Source organism: Salinivibrio sp. EAGSL (assembly GCF_013366455.1).
GTDB lineage: Bacteria > Pseudomonadota > Gammaproteobacteria > Enterobacterales > Vibrionaceae > Salinivibrio > Salinivibrio costicola.
Genome location: NZ_JABWMG010000007.1, coordinates 44,199 through 66,493, shown reverse-complemented (window position 1 = coordinate 66,493; position 22,295 = coordinate 44,199). Strand labels below are relative to the sequence as shown.

20 protein-coding genes are annotated in these 22,295 nt (G+C 46.4%); 14 read left to right on the top strand and 6 right to left on the bottom strand.

Annotated features, from left to right (window positions below; all coding sequences use genetic code 11):
* Positions 1-138: 138 nt before the first annotated feature.
* Positions 139-327 carry a restriction endonuclease subunit S gene (locus tag HLG76_RS05900; protein ID WP_077460727.1) on the bottom strand — a complete coding sequence of 63 codons (189 nt, stop codon included), beginning with the start codon at positions 325-327 and terminating at the stop codon, positions 139-141.
* Positions 328-506: 179 nt separating this feature from the next.
* Between HLG76_RS05900 and HLG76_RS15180 the strand changes: the two genes are divergently transcribed.
* The 5 genes from HLG76_RS15180 (at position 507) to HLG76_RS05875 (ending at position 10,358) form a co-directional block, all read left to right on the top strand.
* Positions 507-1,715: an HDOD domain-containing protein gene (locus tag HLG76_RS15180; RefSeq protein WP_175993264.1), complete on the top strand. Its 1,209-nt coding sequence runs from the start codon at positions 507-509 to the stop codon at positions 1,713-1,715.
* Positions 1,716-5,027 carry a response regulator gene (locus HLG76_RS05890; RefSeq protein ID WP_254877637.1) on the top strand — a complete coding sequence of 1,104 codons (3,312 nt, stop codon included), beginning with the start codon at positions 1,716-1,718 and terminating at the stop codon, positions 5,025-5,027.
* A gap of 125 nt (positions 5,028-5,152) precedes the next feature.
* Positions 5,153-6,190 carry an efflux RND transporter periplasmic adaptor subunit gene (locus HLG76_RS05885; RefSeq protein ID WP_077678821.1) on the top strand — a complete coding sequence of 346 codons (1,038 nt, stop codon included), beginning with the start codon at positions 5,153-5,155 and terminating at the stop codon, positions 6,188-6,190.
* A complete protein-coding gene (locus tag HLG76_RS05880) occupies positions 6,187-7,296 on the top strand; it encodes an efflux RND transporter periplasmic adaptor subunit (RefSeq protein WP_077460730.1) in 1,110 nt (369 codons plus the stop codon). Before HLG76_RS05885 ends, HLG76_RS05880 begins: the two co-directional genes overlap by 4 nt.
* Positions 7,293-10,358, top strand: coding sequence for an efflux RND transporter permease subunit (locus HLG76_RS05875; RefSeq protein WP_077460731.1), 3,066 nt, complete (start codon positions 7,293-7,295; stop codon positions 10,356-10,358). Before HLG76_RS05880 ends, HLG76_RS05875 begins: the two co-directional genes overlap by 4 nt.
* Positions 10,359-10,679: 321 nt before the next feature.
* Here the strand turns inward: HLG76_RS05875 and HLG76_RS05870 are convergent, their stop codons facing one another.
* Positions 10,680-11,162 carry a PaaI family thioesterase gene (locus HLG76_RS05870; RefSeq protein WP_021023545.1) on the bottom strand — a complete coding sequence of 161 codons (483 nt, stop codon included), beginning with the start codon at positions 11,160-11,162 and terminating at the stop codon, positions 10,680-10,682.
* A 257-nt stretch (positions 11,163-11,419) separates the two neighbouring features.
* Between HLG76_RS05870 and HLG76_RS05865 the strand changes: the two genes are divergently transcribed.
* Positions 11,420-12,739 (top strand): DEAD/DEAH box helicase, encoded by a 1,320-nt coding sequence (locus tag HLG76_RS05865; RefSeq protein ID WP_175993263.1) that lies wholly within the window; start codon positions 11,420-11,422, stop codon positions 12,737-12,739.
* Positions 12,740-13,327: 588 nt separating this feature from the next.
* On the opposite strand, the gene HLG76_RS05860 is transcribed toward HLG76_RS05865, so the two are convergent.
* Both HLG76_RS05860 and HLG76_RS05855 read right to left on the bottom strand, forming a co-directional pair.
* Entirely contained in the window at positions 13,328-13,525 is a 198-nt protein-coding gene (locus HLG76_RS05860; protein ID WP_128080777.1) for a hypothetical protein, read from the bottom strand.
* Positions 13,526-13,732: 207 nt separating this feature from the next.
* The gene (locus HLG76_RS05855; RefSeq protein ID WP_077460732.1) at positions 13,733-14,272 is read right to left on the bottom strand and encodes a hypothetical protein; all 540 of its coding nucleotides are present in this window, start codon (positions 14,270-14,272) and stop codon (positions 13,733-13,735) included.
* Positions 14,273-14,559: 287 nt separating this feature from the next.
* On the opposite strand from HLG76_RS05855, the gene aroG reads away from it, so the two are divergent.
* The gene (gene aroG / locus HLG76_RS05850) at positions 14,560-15,642 is read left to right on the top strand and encodes a 3-deoxy-7-phosphoheptulonate synthase AroG (RefSeq protein WP_175993262.1); all 1,083 of its coding nucleotides are present in this window, start codon (positions 14,560-14,562) and stop codon (positions 15,640-15,642) included.
* Positions 15,643-15,752: 110 nt separating this feature from the next.
* Here the strand turns inward: aroG and HLG76_RS05845 are convergent, their stop codons facing one another.
* Positions 15,753-16,184: a DUF3069 domain-containing protein gene (locus HLG76_RS05845; protein ID WP_025744569.1), complete on the bottom strand. Its 432-nt coding sequence runs from the start codon at positions 16,182-16,184 to the stop codon at positions 15,753-15,755.
* 13 nt (positions 16,185-16,197) lie between these two features.
* Positions 16,198-16,653 (bottom strand): polymer-forming cytoskeletal protein, encoded by a 456-nt coding sequence (locus HLG76_RS05840; protein WP_077645891.1) that lies wholly within the window; start codon positions 16,651-16,653, stop codon positions 16,198-16,200.
* Positions 16,654-16,887: 234 nt separating this feature from the next.
* On the opposite strand from HLG76_RS05840, the gene HLG76_RS05835 reads away from it, so the two are divergent.
* The 7 genes from HLG76_RS05835 to HLG76_RS05805 all read left to right on the top strand — a co-directional run bounded on the left by HLG76_RS05835 (position 16,888) and on the right by HLG76_RS05805 (position 22,293).
* Positions 16,888-17,532 (top strand): YceH family protein, encoded by a 645-nt coding sequence (locus tag HLG76_RS05835; RefSeq protein ID WP_175993309.1) that lies wholly within the window; start codon positions 16,888-16,890, stop codon positions 17,530-17,532.
* 6 nt (positions 17,533-17,538) lie between these two features.
* Complete coding sequence (locus HLG76_RS05830) at positions 17,539-17,790, top strand: GIY-YIG nuclease family protein (protein ID WP_037367758.1); 252 nt, start codon at positions 17,539-17,541, stop codon at positions 17,788-17,790.
* Between the two features lie 137 nt (positions 17,791-17,927).
* A complete protein-coding gene (locus HLG76_RS05825) occupies positions 17,928-18,881 on the top strand; it encodes a DUF523 and DUF1722 domain-containing protein (RefSeq protein ID WP_175993261.1) in 954 nt (317 codons plus the stop codon).
* Positions 18,871-19,701 carry a MerR family transcriptional regulator gene (locus HLG76_RS05820; protein ID WP_025744573.1) on the top strand — a complete coding sequence of 277 codons (831 nt, stop codon included), beginning with the start codon at positions 18,871-18,873 and terminating at the stop codon, positions 19,699-19,701. Before HLG76_RS05825 ends, HLG76_RS05820 begins: the two co-directional genes overlap by 11 nt.
* Positions 19,692-21,131, top strand: a complete 1,440-nt coding sequence (gene phrB, locus HLG76_RS05815; protein ID WP_077577161.1) for a deoxyribodipyrimidine photo-lyase — start codon at positions 19,692-19,694, stop codon at positions 21,129-21,131. Before HLG76_RS05820 ends, phrB begins: the two co-directional genes overlap by 10 nt.
* A complete protein-coding gene (locus tag HLG76_RS05810) occupies positions 21,131-21,571 on the top strand; it encodes a nuclear transport factor 2 family protein (protein WP_077460738.1) in 441 nt (146 codons plus the stop codon). Before phrB ends, HLG76_RS05810 begins: the two co-directional genes overlap by 1 nt.
* On the top strand, positions 21,568-22,293 hold the full coding sequence (locus HLG76_RS05805; RefSeq protein WP_077460739.1) for an SDR family NAD(P)-dependent oxidoreductase: 726 nt from the start codon (positions 21,568-21,570) through the stop codon (positions 22,291-22,293). The genes HLG76_RS05810 and HLG76_RS05805 overlap by 4 nt, the downstream gene beginning before the upstream one ends.
* Positions 22,294-22,295: the final 2 nt, after the last annotated feature.

The following is a 22,295-nucleotide window of genomic DNA, read 5'->3' as shown; positions in this document are numbered from 1 at the left end:
CACTTGCTATCTATCCCTGTCACGCAAGTATCAATCCTGCGAGGCTCACATCTTTCATTGGCACGTCTCGGCTATCACACTCATAGCGCAAAATAGGATAGATTTAAAAAGTGACAAGGTCACTTTATCGTGTTGAGTTTACTCTTCTTCGTCGCTTGTGTCTTTTTGTTTGGCGGCAAAATACTGCGCCAATACGTCGTCGGTGAGCTCGCCTTTTTCCTCAAGCGCTTTGAGTTTTGCCACAATCGCTTTTTGTTCGTCGAGTGACGGTAACGAATCCGGCTCGTGCTCGGGGGCATCATCAGCGAGCTGGTTTAAGATATCCATGATTTATCCTCTTAGTGTCTTTGCGGGAAGCGTAGCAAAATTCATGATTTCTCCCAAGTAAAAGGCACTATCTTGGTAGGGAAATGGACTTAACATACTCACTTTAATCAAAAAAACGATCAAAAGTCCTTCCTTTGGTCTAAGTTTGTACTAAGGGATCGTTTTGGGGGGAGTACATTGTGAGTGAGATTTTTTTTTCGTGCCAGCCGATCTTTGACGACAAGCAAAATCAGTGGGGTAGCGATTTATTATTTCGTGAAGGGTTACAAAACAAATTTCCCTCGATTGATGAAGATACCGCAACATCGCGGATTTTAAGTGCCAACTTTCTATCGGGAAAGGAGCTTGATGATGATTTGCGCTATGTCGTGAGTTTCTCAGAAACGGCCTTATTAGATGAGATACCCTTTTCTATTCCTGTCGCGCGTTTGGTTCTCTATATTACGGAGACGTGCAAAGCAACGCCTGTACTGATTAAACAGCTAGAGGCCTACCGAAAAGCAGGCTTTACGATACAGGGTGACAGCACCGTGTTTTCTAACCGGTGGCAGCGGCATTTGCATTTGTTTGATGTCATTACTGTTAGTATGGCAAAAGAAGACCCGATGAACTGGGTTAGCACAATGTCTGATTATCCAGACACTCGGTTTCTTGCGAAGAAAGTTGAAAAAAAAGACGAGTTTATGCTGGCCAAGCAACTTGGGTTTAGTCTGTTTCAAGGCTATTTTTTTGAACAGCCGCAAGTAAAAAGTCATAATGATGTGGCGCCATCTGTGATCAGCTTATTAGATGCTTGCATCGTGATTAATCGTAGTCCTCATGATATTGATGAAATCACTGACGTGATTTCTCGTGATGTCTCGTTACTCTATAAAGTTGTAACCAGTGCGAACATCCTGGCTAAATCGAAAAAAAAGCCGATCACAAACCCGAAGCAAGCGGTTGTCTATCTAGGGCTCGAGTCGTTGCGTCGGTTAATATCCTTACTCATTATGTCGAATATGAATCATCAAGAATGCTCTCATTTGCAGACATCCGCGATACTCCGTGCGATTTTTATGCAACAGACGGCGCCAATGATAAAAGGTATGGATCCTGATGAGGCCTTTTTAGTTGGTGCCTTTTCACTGCTTGATGCTATGTTAGCAGCGCCAATGGAAGATTTAGTTGGGAAACTTGATCTCGACCAAGAAGCGAAAAATGCACTCTTGTCTCAATCAGGACGTTATGGTGAATTGTTAATGTTATGTAAGCACATTGAGCATGCCAATTGGGAGTGGGTCGGCTCAGTATGTGAGAAAATGACGTTAAAAGAACGTGCTGTACTCAAAGCTTTCGATAAAGCACGTTTTCAAACTCAGACCTTAGCTGCAACGATGCAGGTGTAAATGATGAATCAAGTAGGGATGCGGCTAGCCGTCGTTTTAATGGTATTGGCGACCTTATTACTGGGCGTTTTCGGATACTATAATTATCACGTTGCGAAAGAGCGCCTTGAGTCAGACATGAATCAAGACATTAATTCGATTACCCAACGTTTAAAGCAGCGGTTACCAACGTTAATGTGGAACTATGACTTTAATAATGTACAAAATGATCTAGATAGTGAAATGGGATCACGCTATGTACACCGTTTAGAGTTAACTGACTCTAATGATCAGTTTCGTTATGTGACTGACTCCAAAGGTATGCGCTCTAGTGACGAGTTAAATAAAGTCATCGTTCCAATGGTTTACAATGAAACCAGCCAGTCTGTCCAGGTGGGTAAACTAATCATTTATCAAGATAGTCGTTATATTAATAGAGAGTTAAATACAGAAGTGCTCCGTACAGCGACACAAATCGTACTTTTGAATCTATTAGTGGTGTTTTTTATTTGGAAATATGCCAAGCAAATAAATCGTGCAGAGAGAAGTCGCGCATATTTGGATACCGTTATTCATAGTTATACGGATGCTTTGTTAGTGCTGGGCGAAAAACACCGCATTATTACAATCAATGAGTCGGCAAAAAAGCTTTTCGAGCTTGAGTTGGTTCCCGACGAAGCAATCAGTTTATCCACGATAATTTCTCGTGTCACGCCTAATTCTCGTGGATATTTTTCTCAAGCTCTTTACGGCTTGAATGGACGTGTTGAACGCTCCTATGAAATAGAGACCGACGAGGGCGTTCGCGTTGTACAAGTGAAATCGACCCCCATTAAAGACGAAGATCCTCGCGCACTTAATGTCGCCATTATACGTGATATCACTGAGCAACATCTGGACAAGCAAAAAGTGTCCAAAGGTGCTGAGCTTTTCTCGGCGATGAAGAGTTTACAAGATAAATTTTTGATACGTGAGGACTTTAAAAAGAGCTTTAAAGATGTGTTAGACATTCTACTCCGTATTGGTGAGAGCAATCATGGTATTATTGTTGAAGTTGGCCATCATGACGATGATGATATAGATTACAACCTCCCTTACCGTATTTTGGCACAAACGCGCCTGGTTAAAAATAACTTTATTGGTGAGGAATTTGTTCGTGGCTTAATCGAAGATATTATTGAGACGAAACAGAGCAAGCGTAGTCTGCAGATGGCAGGTGTTGCCGGTAATAACCAGAAAATGATTGTTAATGTGTTTGGCACGCCGCTCTACATGTCAAATCAAATGGTTGGTGTGGTTTGCCTTTTTGATGAGTCTACGACATACAATGAAGAGTTACAAAGCTGGATAGAGCCGATTTTATCAAGTTTGAGTTCGATGGTGCACTTTGTGCAACAGAAAGCACTGAACGATATGATTTCACGAGAAATGGCGCGAGCGAAGGAACAAGCTGAGCGCGCAAATGAATCAAAAACTAACTTCTTAGCAATGATGAGTCACGAGATTCGCACACCCATGAATGGGATTGTGGGGATGTCTAATCTATTGATGGAAACGTCGCTTACGCAACAGCAACGCTATTTTGTTGACACCCTACAGAATTCATCGACGGCATTATTAAATATTATTAATGATGTGCTCGATCTCACCAAAATAGAAGCAGGTAAAATGACGCTTAGCAAGCAGTCGGTAGATTTGGCTGAGATCGTACATGAATCTCTAAGTATATTTACGGCGAAAGCGGCTGAAAAACAATTACGTCTCCATTGCTATATCGACCCCAACATGTCATGTGACATTGAATTAGATGCGATGCGTTATAAACAAGTGATTATTAACCTTGTTGGTAATGCAGTGAAGTTCACTAAGCGCGGTCATATCTGTGTTAATCTATTTCAAACGCATGATGACAGTGGCATCACCAAGCTTGTCATGGAAGTCGAGGATACCGGAATTGGTATTCCGGAAGATCGTCATGATGCTATTTTCGAGAATTTTACGCAAGTTGATAATTCGTATTCTCGCTCTTATCAAGGAACCGGCCTGGGCTTGCCCGTCTGTCGCAAGCTTTTGCGTTTAATGGATGGGGATATTTATATACGCAGTCAAGAAAACCAAGGGACTACTTTTGTCGCGGAAGTGCCGATTAGTGTCCCTAATCCTGATTGTACGCTCTTATCAAGTTACGACTTGAGCAACGCTCTTGAGGGTTATCATATATTTTTAGTCTCTGGCGATAGAATATTGACTAAGACGCTGACTGCTTATTTACAAGGTTTTAATCTCGCGCTAACGCCATGCTCTGATGGACGAAACCTTGAACTGGGCGAACCTGAACAGACGGTCCTAATGGTCGATCAAGACAAAATGCAAGGCTGCCAGGCATTTGTCGGCAGCGTGCATAAGTGTATCGCAATCAGTCATGATGGGCATCATGATACAGGAATGGCCACGCTGACTTGTCCCATTTACCATGCTGAGCTTTATAGAGTATTGAACGAAGATGAACATACGTTAGTTGATCCAAGTCCGGATGCGGGGCAATACGACAGTATCAATTTTGATCTCAATGTCTTGGTGGCAGAGGATCATCTTGTTAACCAAGAACTTATTGATATTATTTTGGCACAACTCGGCTGCCAACGAGCGCTAGCCGTGAACGGAAAAGAAGCGCTTGAACTGCACAAAAAGACCCCTTTCGATATCATTTTGATGGATTGCCAAATGCCGGAAATGGATGGCTTTGAAGCGACTCGGCAGATCCGTGAATTCGATAAACACACGCCAATTTTAGCGGTAACAGCCAATGCGTTGTCTGGGGACGCTGAGCGATGTGTGGACGCGGGAATGAATGGGCATTTAGCTAAACCGTTTAGTAAAGATCAATTAATTGAATTGTTACTACTTTACGCTAACCCAGACTCGGTCCGTTATGGCGATGATAGCGGCGTTGAAGCTCAGCCCCAAGATGATGGAGAACCTGCCATGAGTGACTCATACCCCATTGACGTTCAGCATGTCAAAGATCAAGTAGGTGATAGTATGGAGCTAGTGACCATGCTACTTAATAAATATGTTAATAATCAAACCCAAGATTTAACCGCGCTGAAGCAAGCATTTGAACAGCAAGATGTGGGTAAAGTTAAAAAACTCGCACACAAAATGAAAGGTGCAGCAGCCATGATCGGAGCGAACGAACTGTCTAAAACGTGTCTAGAGTTGGAAAAGTCACCGCATGAAGATCTGGAATCGTTGCAGCCCTACATTCTTCCTATTGAGAAACAAACAGCATTAATTGTCGAACAAACAGCCAGTTTATCGGAAACATCTTGATACATGCTCTGGCGCTGGTTAGCATAACACTCAGTGTCGGTTAGAATGAAAAATAAAGACCCATCAAAGACCTAGGGTCTGACAGTTGCTGTCGGACTCTAGGTTTTATTGTTAAGGATAAGCTGATGATAAAGCGTTTTGTATTAGCCAGTTGCGCTGCTCTCATCCTTTTTGGGTGTGGTGAGCCAGCGATATCTTCTCCCTCAGAGACGCCAACGCGTCCTGCTAAGTTATTGACTGTGGTAACGAATGAAGAAGGATTAACCCGGGAGTTCCCCGCTCAGGTTGAAGCAGATAACAAAGCGTTACTGTCATTTCGAGTCTCAGGCGTTATTGAATCTATGCCGATAAAAGCAGGAATGGATGTCAAGAAAGGGCAGATGCTCGCGGCGCTTGATAATCAACAGTACTCACTGCAGTTAGACAAAGCGCGTGCACAATACCAGCTTGCTCAGGTTCAATTTAACCGTGCTGATCGGTTACACAATGATAAAGTTATTTCGGAGCAGCGGTTTGATGAAGCGCGTTCGGCACTAAGCGAAGCTGCGGCTGGTCTTGAACAGGCACAAACCAACCTAAATTACACCGAGCTCAAAGCGCCGTATGCAGGCACCGTGTCATTAAGAATGAAAGAGCGCAACGAGTTTACTCAAGCACAATCTCCGGTGCTGCATATTCAATCTAAAGATGTTATTAACGTGAGTTTCCAGTTACCGGAGCGCTACTTTCACTATTTCGCCCAGCATCTTGATACCTTAACGCCGAGTGTTTCTTTTGACACGTATGAGCATCGCCAATTTTCGGCTCAGTTTAAAGAGATCGATACTGAAGCGGATCCAAAAACCGCGTCTTATCATGTCACGGTCAGTCTGAGTCGACCCGATGCGGTCAATGTATTACCAGGGATGGCTGCGAAAGTCCATGTCACCATACCGGCGCAATCACAGCCCCAAATCCCTGATACGGCAGTGGTGCAATCAGACTCAGGAAGTGCGGTTTGGCGGGTGAATGAAGACGGAGAGATCACCTTGGTTCCTGTCGTGCTCAAAAACGGCAAGATTACCTCTGGGCTTGACAATGGCGATGTCATTGTCGCGACGGGTGCGGGCGCACTTGAAGCCGGTGATCGAGTGAGAGCTTGGGTGAAGGAGCGAGGATTATGAGAATAAAATTAATCAAGGTGCTGCTTTGGCTTAGCGTGGTACTCGGGCTAAGCGTTATCAGTGGCTGTCAACCTGATCCGGCGTCTCATTCAGCACCTTTGCCTGTTGTTTCAACTCATACAGTCGCACAACAACAGTTGGATGAGCGGATTGCTTTCCCCGCGGTTGCCGCTGCCGCCGATAAAGCCAAGTTAGCGTTTAGGGTGCCGGGCGAAATTCAAGCCATTAATGTGCAAGCCGGGGATCGTGTGTCAAAAGGACAGGTCCTCGCCCGTCTCGAACCGACGGACTATCGCTTAGCGGTTGAAAATGCGAACGCAAAATTCGACGTTGCTAACTCACAGTATCAGCGTTCGGCACCGCTTGTTGAAAAAGGAATGCTAGCCCAGTCTCAGTTTGATGAACTAAAAGCGCAGCGACAAATTGCACAAGCAGAATTAGCCTTGGCTAATCTCCGTTTATCTTATGTCGCATTGAAAGCCCCCGCTGATGGAGTGATATCGAAAGTGAACGCAGAACCTTTCGAGACGATTGCTCCGGGACAAGGGATTATGAATATTCATGATGCGTCACGCGCTGATATTCGCGTTCAGGTCCCAGATGTTCTTTTTAGTCACAATGCAGGTGGGGATGCAGCATCTGTGCAAACACGCTTGCAACCTAAGGTCGTTACTGAGCAAGGGCAGTCATACAAAGCCACCGTCGATGAATTCACCGCAGAGCCAGATCCCAACAGTGGGGCATTCGTGGTGACGTTGACAATGCCAATGCCTGATGACCAATTCATATTGGATGGTATGCCGGTACAAGTCAGTATTGCTCGTGATGGATTAAAAATGACGCGTACAGGCCTTTCAGTCCCTATCGAAGCGATTTTCAATCAAGATGGCGATCCACTCGATCGCGATCATAGTTATGTTTGGGTCTACGATGAGGCCTCCCAAACGGTAAGCAAACGACAAGTCGAAATGGGCCGCATTCATGGGCAACAGATTGAAGTCGTAACGGGAGTTTCTATGGGTGAGCGTATCGTCGTCGGCGGTGCCAACCATCTGTCTGAAGGACAAAAAGTAGAATTGGCGTCAAAAGAGGAACAAGCATCATGAAGCAAGGTGTGGCGGGTTATTTTATTCAAAACAAGGTGATCAGTTGGATGATCACCCTGATTTTTCTTATCGGCGGCACCCTTGCATTCCTAGGATTAGGGCGCCTCGAAGATCCTGCTTTTACGATCAAAGATGCGATGATCGTCACCAGTTACCCGGGGGCGACACCGCAACAAGTGGAGGAAGAAGTCACCTATCCACTGGAGAAAGCGGTACAACAGCTGACTTATGTTGACGAGGTGAGATCGATTTCTAGCCGAGGCCTCTCGCAAATTACAGTGAAAATGAAACCCAAATATCGTTCAGATGATTTGCCGCAAATTTGGGATGAATTGCGACGAAAGGTCCATGATGCCCGAGGCGAGTTACCGCCTGGCGTTAATCCACCTTCAGTCAAAGACGATTTTGGCGATGTATTCGGCATCTTACTTGGAGTAACTGGAGAGGGTTACAGTTACAGCGAGCTAAAAGATTATGTTGATTTTTTGCGTCGTGAGCTGGAGCTTGTTGATGGCGTGGGCAAGGTACAAGTTAGTGGGGCTCAGCAAGAACAAGTCTTTGTCGAGGTCTCAATTCAACGATTGAGTAGCCTGGGGATCTCGCCAGATACTCTGTTTAACCTGTTAGCGACCCAAAATCTGGTCAGTAACGCAGGGGCGTTGCGGGTCGGTGATGAATATATCCGTATTCACCCAACTGGCGAGTTTTCTTCTGTTGAAGAATTGGGCAGTTTGATTTTAACAGAAGCAGGTTCCGAGGGATTAATTTACCTACGTGATGTGGCGGATATTAAACGTGGATACCAAGAAGTCCCGCGTCAAATTATTGCTTACAATGGTAAGCAGGCACTCCAGGTTGGGATCTCGTTTGCTGATGGCGTCAACGTGGTTGAAGTGGGTGAAAAAGTAGATAAACGATTAGCCGAGCTGAATAGCGATCAGCCGGTAGGTATTCACGTTCATCATGTTTATAACCAACCTGACGAAGTAGATAACTCAGTCACCGGTTTTGTCTCGAGCTTGGGACAAGCGGTGGCGATCGTAATTGTGGTGCTGTTGTTCTTTATGGGTTTGCGCTCGGGCCTATTGATTGGGCTAGTGCTCTTGCTCACTGTGCTTGGCACTTTTGTGTTCATGTACTATTTCGAGATCAACCTGCAACGCGTCTCTCTTGGTGCCTTAGTGATAGCCCTTGGGATGTTAGTCGATAATGCCATTGTGGTGGTGGAGGGGATCCTTGTCGGACTAAAACGCGGGCGAACACGATTACAAGCGGCGCATGACATTGTTACACAAACGAAATGGCCGTTGTTGGGGGCGACGGTTATTGCGGTCACCGCGTTTGCCCCGATTGGTTTGTCCGAAGACGCGACAGGGGAATACTGTGGAACGCTATTTACCGTATTGCTAATTTCTTTGCTATTGAGCTGGTTTACCGCGATCACATTGACCCCTTTCTTTGCGAGCCTCTTTTTTAAAGAAACGCCTTTAGAAGAGGGCGACGAGGGAAGCGATCCCTATAATGGTATTCTTTTTGTGGTGTATAAGCGCTTTTTAACTGCGTGCATGCACCATGCTTACCTCACTTTGCTGGTGATGGTCTTAGCGCTAGGTGCGAGCGTGTATGGTTTTGGTCATCTTAAGCAGTCCTTTTTCCCTGACTCAACCACGCCTATGTTCATGGTTGATGTGTGGTTACCGGAAGGAACTGATATTCGCGCCACACAAGACACGCTTGACGAAGTGTCAAGCTGGCTCAGCGAGCAAAAAGGGGTGAACTATGTGTCTACCAGTGCTGGGCAGGGATCGCAACGTTTTATGCTGACCTACTCACCTGAGAAAAGCTATGCCGCCTACGGTGAGCTGATAGTAAGAGTAGACCAATATGAGCATGTGAAATCAACGATGGGATTGGTGCGCGAGTATGTACGTCGCCAACACCCCAATGCACAGTTAAAACTGAAACCGATTTCTTTGGGACCATCGACGGGATCTAAAATAGAGGCACGTATTATTGGCTCCGACCCCACTGAACTTCGTGCGATAGCGAAAAAAGTGGAAGCGCGGCTGCATGATGATCCCGATGCCGTCAATATTCGCCACGATTGGCGCAACCGTACCAAGGTGCTGGAACCTGAATTTAATGAAAGCCAAGCACGTCGTTATGGGATCACCAAAAAGGATGTCGACGAGCTACTGGCGATGACATTTAGTGGCAAGCGGATTGGTGTTTATCGTGATGGTACCAATTTAATGCCCATTGTTGCGCGACTGCCGGATGAAGAGCGCGTCAATATCAATACGCTTGAAGGAATGAAAATCTGGAGTCCAGCATTGCAAGATTATATTCCCTTGCAGCAGGTCATCCTGGATTATGACATGCGTTGGGAAGATCCGATCATTATGCGGAAGAATCGTAAACGTATGCTAACTGTTTTGGCCGACCCTGATCCATTGCGAGAAACAACCGCCGCGACCGTATTGAGCCGTGTACGTGCCGATATTGAATCGATACCGATGCCGGATGGTTACAGCATTGAATGGGGCGGTGAGCATGAGTCTTCCAAGGAGGCGAAAGAAGGGCTGTTTAGTATTATGCCGCTTGGCTATTTGTTCATGTTCTTGGTCACTATTTTGCTATTTAACTCAGTGAAAGAGTCGGTCATTATTTGGCTAACGGTACCGCTGGCCGTCATCGGGGTGACCACTGGCTTATTGTTACTTGATACACCGTTTGGCTTTATGGCTTTACTGGGATTTTTAAGTTTAAGTGGGATGTTGATTAAAAACGGAATTGTGCTAATCGACCAGATAAATATAGAGGTTGAGAGTGGAAAACAGCGATACCAGGCCGTGGTTGATGCTGCGGTTAGTCGTGTGAGACCCGTTTGTATGACGGCAATTACAACCATTTTGGGGATGCTACCCCTACTACCTGATGTATTTTTCCGGCCTATGGCAGTGACCATCATGTTTGGTCTTGGGTTTGCTACCGTGCTGACCTTGATTGTGGTGCCGGTGTTGTATCGCATTTTCTATCAAATTCGTTATCACCCTGAATAACGATCAACCGGCATCGCTTAGCGCGGTGCTGTGTTTTTCAAAGTAAGAAAAACGCCAGCTGTGTATAACTTTAAAGTCATCCACAGAAACGGTTGATAACTCGGTGTATTACCGATGAAATCCGCAGCTTTATTGTGCTTGTATAAAGTCAATGATTTTTCAGTGATTCTTGCACCCGTATCACGGATGTCAGAATGAGTGCGCTGAGCTTTTTGTATTGTCGTTATCGCTAACGATTACTGATAAAAAGCCAGATTATCTGCTGACCGATAATCTGGTTTTTTTCTGCGTTGCCGAGGCTGTTACGGTTAAGCCGACGCGCTAATCAGTGATGTGTTTCACTGATAACGTAAGCTCAAAGGTTGCCATTGGTTCATCACCATGTAAGCTTGGACACGTTGCGACAATAGTCACCGGCTGGTTGATGCGTTCACCTGTCTCTATGGCATTGCCAATCATGGCACTGATTTTTTCGCCATCTTGGCAGGTGAAAATGACATCCCCTTCGGGACGTTTGTGGAAATCGGCTTGTACCGATTTAAACGCAAGGCTAATCTTCACACCGCGCTGCTCTGCCATCGCCATCGCTAGAAAGCCGCCCGCTACATCAGCCCCTACGGCTAAAGCACCAAAATACATACTGTTCAAATGGTTTTTGGTGCGTCGACCTAGCGGAATTTTCATCGTGACATGTTTATCGTCGATCGAAAGGATCTTGGGTCGGCACCAGCCAATCATTGGGACTTTTAGGAAACCGAATAGTGATAGATGCTGATTCGCACGGGCGAGTGGAGACGAGAACATAGACACTCCTTGTTATCTGGTCTTACCTGTAACGCTACATTGATGTTTATTTGTGCGTCAACATTTTGTTAACAAACTTGCGGGCTGATGCCTTTTTTTCGCAGATAACGTAGACAGACATACATGTAATCACAGCGTCTGGATATTGGAGTGTCGAAATTTTTGGTGCGGTGTTTTTGCGTAAAGTATGATAGCATTCGCCGCCTTAAATGGCGCGTGTGCGCCTTTTGCTTTTGATTTACCTTTGGAGTGATACCTTGCAATTTGACGATTTGGGACTCGATAGACGCTTACTGTCGCTCATTGCCCACCGTGGATTTGAACAGCCAACTGATATTCAACGTCAGGCAATTCCTGTTGTGATGGCAGGGAAAGATTTGCTGGCGTCATCGAAAACGGGCTCGGGAAAAACACTGGCGTTTTTGCTGCCTGCGATGCAGCGTGTTTTGCGTTCAAAACCTCTCAGTCGTCGTGATCCTCGCGTGTTAATATTGGCACCGACTCGCGAATTGGCCAAACAAGTTTATGGCCAGTTGCGGATGCTGACCAGTGGCACGACTCATAAAGCGGCCCTCGTTCTGGGTGGCGAAAACTTCAATGAGCAAGCAAAGGTTTTTCGTCAGTCGCCAACTTTTGTGGTGGCCACTCCTGGTCGACTCGCCGATCATTTGAAACAGCGCAACGTGTCTTTATCTGGTTTAGAGATGCTGATCTTAGACGAAGCGGATCGCATGCTCGATCTTGGCTTTAAAGAACAATTGGATAGCGTGAATGCGCATGCTGAGCATAGGTTGCGCCAGACACTGATGTTCTCTGCAACGTTAGATCATCAGCAAGTGACTGAAATTGCTGCCGGTATGCTAAAGTCTCCTAAGCGAGTCGCGGTTGGTGAAGCGGAAAGACTGCACAGTGATATTGAGCAGCATTTTGTACTGTGTGATCACTTGGATCATAAGCAGGCTTTGCTTGAGCACTTGATGAAAGCCAACGTGCACAAGCAAGTCATGATCTTTACTGCCACTCGCGCAGACACGGAACGATTGGCTGAGCGATTTACACAGGCAGGGTATAAAGCGATTGCGTTGAGTGGTGAGCTAAACCAAGCATCACGTAGTCGTATTATGAATGAGTTTGAGCGCGGCTTTCATGAGGTGTTGGTCACTACCGATGTTGCGTCACGCGGCTTAGATTTGTTGAATGTGTCTTTGGTCATTAATTTTGATATGCCAAAACACGCTGAGGAATATGTGCATCGCGTGGGGCGGACTGGTCGGGCAGGGCACCAAGGCCTGTCTTACTCACTGGTTGGGCCGAAAGACTGGCGAAGCTTTAAAAATATTGAAGGCTTCTTGCAACAAAAGCTTGAATTTACGGCAATAGAAGGCCTAGAGGGTAAATTTAAAGGCTTTAAAGAGAAAAAAGCCCCTAATAAAAAATCGCCTGGACCGGCAAAGCGCCAGAAAACACCGGTTAAAAAGCAGCCTAAAGCCCCGAAAAAACGAGATAAGAGCTTTTACAACAATGTGCCTGTCGGCGATGTGCCGTTAGCAAAAAAGAAAACAAAACCTGAATCCTAACGCCACAATACGTCTATCTTTTGTCGTGACTATCCGCTGTACCCCCCCTGGTGCAGCGGAGTCGATGAGCCTAATAATCTTTTATTACCATTCGTGCTTTTCTCAATCAGTTAGCTCAGCGCTTTTTACAATAAACCCCTAGCTAAAACTGCGCATTGTCACGTTTAACTTTGTGAGTTGATGAAACTTTATCTGTCGAAGTGTCGATCTTGCCAAAAAAAGCGCTTTTCTTTGCGTTAGATCGATTCTATAGCTGATTTTTAGCTCATTGAGTCGTAGACTATGCGCATCTGTTGATAGTCGCTCATTCTTCAGACGGTTTGAGTGGCTGGCAACTTGGGTTTTTGTCTTTTAATCATCAATGAAACTGGGGTGTTGCTGTGGAAACTGCACTGGTCGTTGCCTTTATTACTGCCGCGGCATGGATCGTTCGTCGTGAGCGTGCCGCACAATAATTTGCTGTAGTCGTCCTTTTTAAACACATGTTTTTAGGCAGCAAATAAAAAAGCCTTCTCTTTTGGAGAAGGCTTTTTACATATAATACATTTTTATGAGAATGTGATTTCTGGACGCTTCTATGGTGATGTGTTAACTATCGTAGTAATCCCCGTCAGAAACATCGTGAAAGTCTTCTACCTGACTGGCTGCTTTAAAATCAGCAGCAGGTTTTAGCTTACGCCGCCGCAATAACGCGACCTGCTCCTCTAAGCGGTGAGCCGTTTCAATGTTACCCTCTTGATAGGCCTCTTGTATTTTTCTCTCAAATTCACCAATACGCTGAGTCATCACCATCGTTATACCCTCCGACAGTTCTCACGTACAATGACGACGAGCGTCAGACGTGAGTGTTACACCACGCACTAAAGACGCCCACTTTTTACCAGAGTGGTACGCCTCTACGTTTAATTTAGCTTAGATTAAAATTTTCACCAGCGAGAGAAGATCACACTGGTATGATCACGCTGTAGAAGAAGAGCAACGAATCACAGGCTATTAATACAGGTATCTGACTGAGAAAATCAAGCGGTTTTGCTCTAAACCATTAGCACGCCAGGTTGCGCCGAGAGATAACGCTTCTGTTGAGTGAAAACGACCACCAATTTCGACAAGGCTGGTGCTATCGTCTTGGTCAAAAATAATCGAACCGACATAAAGATTCGCCTCAAAGGGCGGTGCGATCCAGGCTCGCATACCACCACCGATGACCGTCGCCAAATCGCCGGCATCATGCCTGTCATCCTCTGGGCGTCTAAACCACGCACCTTCAAGTTCGCCGTATAAATCAACAAATTCGTTAATAGGAGCATGAAAACCAACCCCGCCAGAGGTATACCAGTCCCCTTCAAATTGCGTATTCCCTTTGACGACAAAATGCGCCCCTTCGGTAAACGCAAAACGTGCTAAACCACCCAGCCCACTAGGATTGCCTAATGCATTGACTTGAATATGGTTATAGTCAAAGTTGGTCGCCTGGGCGGTTGGAGCCCAAAGGCATATCCCCAAGAGTGCGCTAGTGGTTAGGCGTGTGATCACGTCATTTACTCCTTTTATATTTAATGATCAGTGTAATAGCTTCTGTATGACAAGTGCAATAACGAGGTCGTGTTTGCAGTGGGAATTCTCTTGTCGTGCACCGCAACGGAAATACTGCCTATTTATCCCTGTCAATTTTTTTAAAACATTGATGACTATTTTCTCTGTAAAAAAATATTTGCACACGCAGAGATGTCAGGTTAGCGTAGACGTGTAACCACAAGAACGTAAGCCCATCAGTGGCCGCATTAGCGCGTAAACGATAAAAGCAAACACAGGACAAGCCCATGAGTGTACACCCAACGGATGACGTAAGAATCCAGCAAATAAAAGAACTTCTTCCGCCGATTGCTGTATTGGAAAAGTTCCCCGCAACAGAGCCGGCAGAGCAGACCGTCGTAAACGCCCGTCAGGCGATTCACCGAGTGTTAAACGACGATGATGATCGCTTGGTGGTTGTGGTTGGCCCTTGCTCGATTCACGATCCAGATGCCGCGCGAGACTACGCACGTCAACTTAAGCAATTACGTGAAACCTTAAGTGAGGATCTCGAAGTTGTCATGCGGGTTTATTTTGAAAAACCACGCACTACCGTTGGATGGAAAGGTCTGATTAATGACCCTTATTTGGACAATAGTTTTAAAATTAATGATGGCTTACGCTTAGGGCGCAAACTGCTCCTCGATATCGCCGATACTGGCTTACCTGCAGCGGGTGAGTTTCTCGATATGATTACCCCACAATATATGGCGGATTTGATTAGCTGGGGAGCAATCGGGGCGCGAACGACAGAATCTCAGGTGCATCGTGAGCTAGCGTCAGGCCTGTCTTGTCCGGTGGGGTTTAAAAATGGAACGGATGGCAATATAAAAATTGCCACGGATGCGATTCGCTCTGCCAGTGCCCCTCATCAATTTCTGTCTGTGACCAAGTATGGCCATTCAGCGATTGTCGCGACGGCCGGTAATGAGGACTGCCATTTGATTTTACGCGGGGGCAAAGTGCCAAATTACAGTGCCGGAGACGTGGATCAGATTTGCAGCGCGTTGACGGGCGCGGGACTGCGTCAAAAAGTAATGATAGATTTAAGTCATGCAAACAGCAGCAAACAGTATCAAAAACAAAAAGACGTCTGTGAAGATATCGCGGGCCAAATCGCCGCTGGAAATCAGGCAATTTTCGGTGTGATGATTGAAAGCCACCTGGTCGAAGGTCGACAAGATTTAACGGATGGTCAGTCGCTTACCTATGGTCAAAGCATCACAGACGGCTGCATTGGTTGGGATGATACCGAGAAGGCACTACACCAGTTGGCAGCAGCTGTTCGAGCGCGTCGAGAAAAAGCGGCTCGTCTTAGTGAGTCTGCCTAATTGGTTTGTTCGCCGAGGAAAAATGTTCGTCGATAAAAAAAGCCCCCAGCGTTTGGGGGCTTACTCTTAACGACCAAGGTTAGCGGCTAGCGCTAGCCGTCTCTATCTCTTTATTTTTGAAAAATCGCTTGGAATTCGCGTTTCAAGCCCGGCTTTAAGCGTGCTTGTTTAAGCTGTTTAGCTAAATCTTTGACACAAGAGCTAAGTACATCGTCGAGTACTTGGGCTTTGTAGTTTTCTTTCGCCTCGTCAGACATATCACTTAAGTCGACTTTCTCGAGTTCGCTCAGCGCATCGATACCTGCATAACTTTGGCTAATCGCAACGAGCGCATGAAATTGGTCATAGTTATCGAGAATATTTTGTGCGCTGGCAGGCAGTATTTCCCACGCTTCTTTGACACTTGAACTAGAAGCATCATGGACAGATGCGATCATTGCGTACATGGCCTCAGGCGCTTGCTCATAGCGAATCACGCACTGTAGCTCTGGGGAGAAGCTTTCAAAACTGACCTGTGTTGGGTTTGCATCGGTATCAGACATACACCGATTCTCCTTATGATTTTTTAGATGAGGAAGAGCGTGTTTTATGATCGGCGTGGTGCGCGTCTGGATCCTGTTTGGTCTCGGCACGATTCTGTTCAGGCAGTGGGACAACGGTATCCGTTAACAAGGTAGCTCGGTTTTCGCCGGCGAGTAGGCCGCCTTTTTCAATGGTTAATTGTTCGGTGTTAAGTACGCCTTTCATTTTTCCTTGTGAAAGGATATCGATGGCATCGGCATCACACTGACCTTCGATTAACCCATTGATAGTGATATGTTTAGCGTGAATGGTACCGCGAAAATGGCCAGAAGCAGAAATAACAACAGCATTGGCTTGAGTAATATTTCCCTCTCCAAACCCATCAATTTGAATGTCACCTTCAAGATCGATATCACCCACCACTTTGCAGTTTTTGGCAATGATAGATAACCCATGATTTGGATGAGATTTTGAACTAAACAGGCCCATGTCGTGCTCTCCACATACTTCATTTCGTCAAAGTATACCATTAGCCACGCTTTGATGGAGGATGATCGGCGGATAAGCGCGTGATAAAGATGTGATCCCGCTACCAGTATTCGGGGTTGCTGAGTGGCTCGTGTGTTCCCTAAGGCAGTGAACAGCGATTGCTTGCATCACCGTCAATTGATATAAAGCCAATCATTTAGCCGAATAGAGACATCAACTATGTCCATCTCTACTATGTCAATACAGCTTTCCCCATACCAACAGCGTGTTATTGGCTGCTTGCTTGAAAAAGAAGTCACGACGCCAGATCACTATCCGCTGACTTTAAATGCGCTGACCACCGCAGTGAATCAGAAAAGCAATCGCGATCCTGTTTACGATATGTCGGACTCAGACGTGCTGGATGTTATCCATCAGTTGGAAGAAGCAAGGCTTGTCAGCCCGCAAGAGGGGAGCGGAAGTCGTGTGACAAAATACCAGCATCGGTTTTGTAACACGACATTTGGTGACTTGACGTTTAGTGAACAGCAAAAAGCCATTATTTGTGTACTGTTACTGCGTGGCGCGCAAACACCCGGAGAACTAAGAACTCGAACGCAACGTTTGTGCGCCTTTGATGACATGGCGGACGTCGAAGCAACACTGACAAGCATGGTTGAGCAACAGTGGGTGCAAAAATTACCCCGTGAAGCGGGTAAGCGAGAATCACGGTACAGGCATTTGTTTACCGATGCGTCGATTGATTCGTTGATGCATTCAGAGGATGAATCAGAAGCGGTTGGCGCGTCTGATAACGTCTCCCTTTCTCAACGTGTCACGGTACTCGAGCAAGAGGTATCAGAGCTACGTCAACTGTTAGGTACACTGTTGGGGCAGTAATTGAGCATGGACACGCCTTGGTTTGTGTATTTGATTCGAACGCGTCAAGGCCACTTGTATTGCGGTGTTACCACTAACGTTTCTCGTCGTTTCGCACAGCATTCAGCCGGAAAAGGCGCCCGAGCATTGCGAGGTAAAGGTCCACTATTATTGGCGTGGCAGTCAGAGCCCATGGAAAAACGGGCTGCGATGCAACGCGAATGGGAGATTAAACAGTGGCCTAAGGAACGTAAAGAAGCGTTATGCCTTCAGCAATAGCACGTCGCTTTGATTCTCTTAAATTGTACAAATAAAAAAATTTGTACAATTTTGATCTATCCTCTACCTTTACTTGTACAAGATAATATAAATGTACAAGTGCGGCACCCGTCGCACAGTGAGTGTAGAGGTAAGGCATGTCGTTTCCAGTTGGTGTAAGCGCCTGTGTGATCGGTGAAAAAGTCCGCTTTGACAGTGGCCATAAGCGGAGCACATTCGTCACGAAAGAGTTAGGTCCTTATGTGGATTTCGTGCCCGTGTGCCCTGAAGTGGGGATTGGTCTTCCTGTTCCCCGTCCGGCGATTAGGCTGGTCGATAAAGGCGATCTTTCTGTAAAGCTTGTTGAAACCAAGGATCAACAAAAAGACTACACGGATAAAATGATCGCGTTTAGTGAGCGTAAAGCGGAAGAGCTGGAACACAAAGCACTCCGCGGATACATCGTCTGCGCAAAGTCACCAACGTGTGGCATGGAGCGGGTCAAAGTGTATCGCGAAAATGGCTACGCCTCTGATATTTCAGGGGTTGGCTTGTACACGCAAGCACTGATGGCGCAGATGCCTTGGCTACCGATAGAAGAAGATGGTCGCCTTAATGATCCTATCTTAAAAGAGAATTTCGTGTTCCGTTTGTTCGCGCTCGATGATCTCTATAAAAGTGTTGAAGGTGGCGTCACTAAAAAAGCTCTAGTTGATTTTCATTCCCGATACAAATTGGTGTTGATGGCACACTCGCCCGAACGTTATCGCGAGTTAGGGCGTTTTATGGCGAACATTGGGCATTACGATATCGATGCATTCTTTGAACAGTATCGGACCGCTTTTATGCAGGCGATTGCCATTCGCGCTACCCGTAAAAAGCACACCAATGTGCTAATGCACCTACAAGGTTATTTTAAAAATAATCTCGATAAAGGCCAAAAAGCAGAATTGGCGAACCTTATCCACGCCTATCGTCAAGGCACCATGCCATTACTGGCGCCTTTGACCTTAATTTCACATCATTTACATAATCATCCCGACGATTATCTGGCCAATCAAGTCTATCTTAAGCCATACCCCGACGCACTGAGGTTACGTTATGGCTTGTGAGGGATCCCACACACTCACTATTAGTCAGGTCGCAGAGCAAACGGGCGTTAATCCTGTGACCTTACGCGCTTGGCAGCGTCGTTATGGCTTATTGTCACCAGCAAGAACCGCAAAAGGCCACCGTTTATACAGTGACGATGACGTCAGCACGATTGCGAGCATTCTTCAGTGGTTAGACAAAGGTGTGCCAATTAGCAAGGTGAAACCCTTGTTGGTGCAAACGTCCGCATCTATCGATGTCCAAGACAACGGTGTCGCTCGAGATTTGATCGACTGTATTCATACGTTCTCGGTGAGGCGCCTTAGCCAAAGTTTGGACCAACTCTTCAAAGAGTATCCCTTTTACTGGTTGGTCGAGCATGTCATGACACCCGTCGATCAATGGCTCAGTCATCACGATGGAGCGGTCAGTATGCTACAGCGTGATCTTTGGCAAACCACGGTGATTGAACAGTGCCGGTCGGTGATCGCCGCGAATGCCAAGAGAAACACGCGAGCAACTTGTTGGTTGGTATCGCTCAACCCAACCAGTGAGTATCAACGTTTGTTAATGGCGGTAGCTCTTCACGAAAAAGGTTACAACGTCACTATACTTTCACAGGCACACAGCCAGTTAAGTTTGATTTTAGAGGTCATGCGCGAGCAGCAAATTAAAACACTGGCGGTGATGGCAAACCATCGACTTGATCGTACGCAGCTTAACCAACTACGTCTTTGTCTGTCGCAAAATGAGATTGAGGTGGTGAGCCAGGCATTCATTTACTCCGTACACGGTGACGAGCTCGAGGATTTGAGGGAGAACAAGACGTTATGCATTTAGTTTGGTTTCGGCGCGATTTACGTGTGTTAGACAACTTGGCGTTGAGTGCCGCGAGTGCGTCATCTAGCCCTGTTGTCGGGATTTTTATCGAAACACCACAGCAGTGGGCTGAGCACCAGCTTGCACCCACACAAGCCGGACTTATTCAAGCACGGCTCGAAGCGCTGCGTGAGGAGCTAAAAGCACTCAACATCCCATTAGTGGTTGAACGGGCGAATGATTTTACTGAGGCGGCGCGTACAGTGGCAGAGTATGCCACACAAACAGATGCACAAGCGGTATTCGCCAATCATGAGTACGAGCTCAATGAAGTCAAACGAGATGAACGCGTGCAGGCTGATTTAGCTGCCCGAGGGATTGCTTGGCATACCTATGCCGATCGCAATTTATTTGCCCCTGGAACGATAAAGTCAGGCAAGGGAGAAGCATACAAAGTGTTTACCCCGTTTAAAAAAGCGTGCTTGCGCGCGCTTGATAACTTGGACTTATCGCCCCGTAGAGCGCCGTCTGTGCGAGAAGAAACATCTGTGGTGAGAGACATCTTTTCTCAACTCGCCCCGATTGAGTTTGTCTACCCAACCGAAGATGTCTCTGCGTGGGCGAGTGACGAAAAAGGGATCCTTGATTGTTTGCGCGAATACTGTCGCGAGCGAGCGGCAGATTACAAAAAGCACCGTGACTTTCCTGCGATGGATGGCACCAGTCAGCTTTCCCCTTATCTCGCCATCGGCGCCTTGTCACCACGACAATGCTTAGCCCGACTTCAGGCGGAAAACGGCGATTGGCGTGAGCCCGATACCGGCGCTGCTACCTGGTTGTCTGAGCTTATTTGGCGAGATTTTTATCAAGAAGTCAGCGCGCAGAACCCTGCAATTAGCAAGCGGCAGTGTTTTTTAAGCTGGGGAGAGTCGGTGGTCTGGGAAAACGACTCAACCTTGTTTGAGGCGTGGAAAAACGGAAAAACGGGTTATCCGATTGTCGATGCCGCCATGCAGCAACTGAATCAAACCGGCTGGATGCACAACCGCTTACGAATGATCGTGGCGAGCTTTTTAACCAAAGATTTGCTGATCGACTGGCGCTGGGGCGAAGACTATTTTATGTCCAAACTGATTGATGGCGACTTTGCATCAAACAATGGCGGTTGGCAGTGGTCGGCATCTGTCGGCACCGATGCGCAGCCTTACTTCCGGATTTTTAACCCAACAACACAAGGAGAGCGGTTTGATAGTGATGGCCGTTTTATCCGCCGCTGGATTCCGGCTTTAAAATCGGTGCCTGGCAAGCATGTTCATCAACCCTGGCAATGGGCAGAAAAGTATGCTAAATCAATAGATTATCCACGACCTGTGGTTGATCACGCTAAACAAAGAAAGAAAGCGTTAGCCTTATTTGAAGCGGCTAAAAACCAGCCTCAGGAGTCGTTTTAATGGCACATCATGAAACACAAGCCGGAGTGAAGCAGTTTGTGTCTATTTATAAGGCATTAAACAAACGTAACTTAACGTCATTAGAAACCCTTTATCATCCAGAGATCGTGTTTCGTGACCCGGCACATGAGATTGTCGGACTGGCAGCCTTCATTCAGTATTTTACTGTGCTTTATGAGAATGTTACTGACTGTCAATTTGTTATTCATCACACCACGGTCGAAGACGATGACGCATTTGTCACCTGGACCATGACACTCTCGCATCCAAAGTTAGAAAAAGGCAAAGCGCGTCAGGTTCAAGGTTGCTCTCACTTGCGCTTTAGCGAGGGCAAAATTATCCGTCATCGTGACTACTTTGACATGGGTGAAATGCTATATGAAGCATTGCCTGTTCTCGGGCGCTTACTGAAACAGATTAAAACGAGGTTAGGACAATGAAACACGTAGTGATCACAGGCGCCACCTCTGGCATTGGCGAACAGTTGGCTCGAGATTATGCGCGACAAGGCTGGCAAGTCACCGCGTGTGGGCGCAATCAAGACAAACTGTCTGCAATGGCAAATGATCATGCCTCACTCACCCCCTTGGCGTTTGACGCGACCGATAGTGAACAAACCCATCAGGCATTGGGCAAACTCAGTATGGCCCCAGATTTGATCATTTTAAACGCGGGAACCTGCGAATATATCGATCAAGGTCGGGTCGATGTGTCGTTGTTTAAGCGCGTGTTTGATATCAATGTCTTTGGTGTGCTCAATTGTATTGAAGCATTACAAGCGGGTTTTAGTGATGCGACCCATCTTGCGATCGTGGGTTCCTCTGCCAGTTACATGCCGCTACCCCGAGCAGAAGCTTATGGCGCCTCCAAAGCGGCGATCAGCTATATCGCCAATACGTTATCCGCAGATCTTGCTCAGCAAGGAGTGACAGTGTCACTTGTTTCTCCTGGTTTCGTGGAAACCCCGCTCACGGACAAAAATGACTTTGCTATGCCAATGCGAGTCAGTGTTAAACAAGCCTCAGCGGCGATCCAGTCTGGATTAGCCAAAGGCAAGACAGAAGTGCATTTCCCACGAAAATTCACGTTTATTCTTAAATTTTTAGCGCTACTGCCTATGTCTTGGCAGATAGCCCTTGCTCGACGTATGACAAGGAACTAAAC

Bases quoted from the DNA above. Each gene is read 5' to 3' on its own strand.
- HLG76_RS05900 (WP_077460727.1), bottom strand. From the start codon at position 327: ATGGATATCTTAAACCAGCTCGCTGATGATGCCCCCGAGCACGAGCCG.
- HLG76_RS05810 (WP_077460738.1), top strand. From the start codon at position 21,131: ATGGCACATCATGAAACACAAGCCGGAGTGAAGCAGTTTGTGTCTATT.
- HLG76_RS05835 (WP_175993309.1), top strand. From the start codon at position 16,888: ATGTCAATACAGCTTTCCCCATACCAACAGCGTGTTATTGGCTGCTTG.
- HLG76_RS05825 (WP_175993261.1), top strand. From the start codon at position 17,928: ATGTCGTTTCCAGTTGGTGTAAGCGCCTGTGTGATCGGTGAAAAAGTC.
- phrB (WP_077577161.1), top strand. From the start codon at position 19,692: ATGCATTTAGTTTGGTTTCGGCGCGATTTACGTGTGTTAGACAACTTG.
- HLG76_RS05860 (WP_128080777.1), bottom strand. From the start codon at position 13,525: ATGACTCAGCGTATTGGTGAATTTGAGAGAAAAATACAAGAGGCCTAT.
- HLG76_RS05805 (WP_077460739.1), top strand. From the start codon at position 21,568: ATGAAACACGTAGTGATCACAGGCGCCACCTCTGGCATTGGCGAACAG.
- HLG76_RS05890 (WP_254877637.1), top strand. From the start codon at position 1,716: ATGATGAATCAAGTAGGGATGCGGCTAGCCGTCGTTTTAATGGTATTG.
- HLG76_RS05880 (WP_077460730.1), top strand. From the start codon at position 6,187: ATGAGAATAAAATTAATCAAGGTGCTGCTTTGGCTTAGCGTGGTACTC.
- HLG76_RS05870 (WP_021023545.1), bottom strand. From the start codon at position 11,162: ATGTTCTCGTCTCCACTCGCCCGTGCGAATCAGCATCTATCACTATTC.
- aroG (WP_175993262.1), top strand. From the start codon at position 14,560: ATGAGTGTACACCCAACGGATGACGTAAGAATCCAGCAAATAAAAGAA.
- HLG76_RS05845 (WP_025744569.1), bottom strand. From the start codon at position 16,184: ATGTCTGATACCGATGCAAACCCAACACAGGTCAGTTTTGAAAGCTTC.
- HLG76_RS05885 (WP_077678821.1), top strand. From the start codon at position 5,153: ATGATAAAGCGTTTTGTATTAGCCAGTTGCGCTGCTCTCATCCTTTTT.
- HLG76_RS05840 (WP_077645891.1), bottom strand. From the start codon at position 16,653: ATGGGCCTGTTTAGTTCAAAATCTCATCCAAATCATGGGTTATCTATC.
- HLG76_RS05830 (WP_037367758.1), top strand. From the start codon at position 17,539: ATGGACACGCCTTGGTTTGTGTATTTGATTCGAACGCGTCAAGGCCAC.
- HLG76_RS05875 (WP_077460731.1), top strand. From the start codon at position 7,293: ATGAAGCAAGGTGTGGCGGGTTATTTTATTCAAAACAAGGTGATCAGT.
- HLG76_RS05820 (WP_025744573.1), top strand. From the start codon at position 18,871: ATGGCTTGTGAGGGATCCCACACACTCACTATTAGTCAGGTCGCAGAG.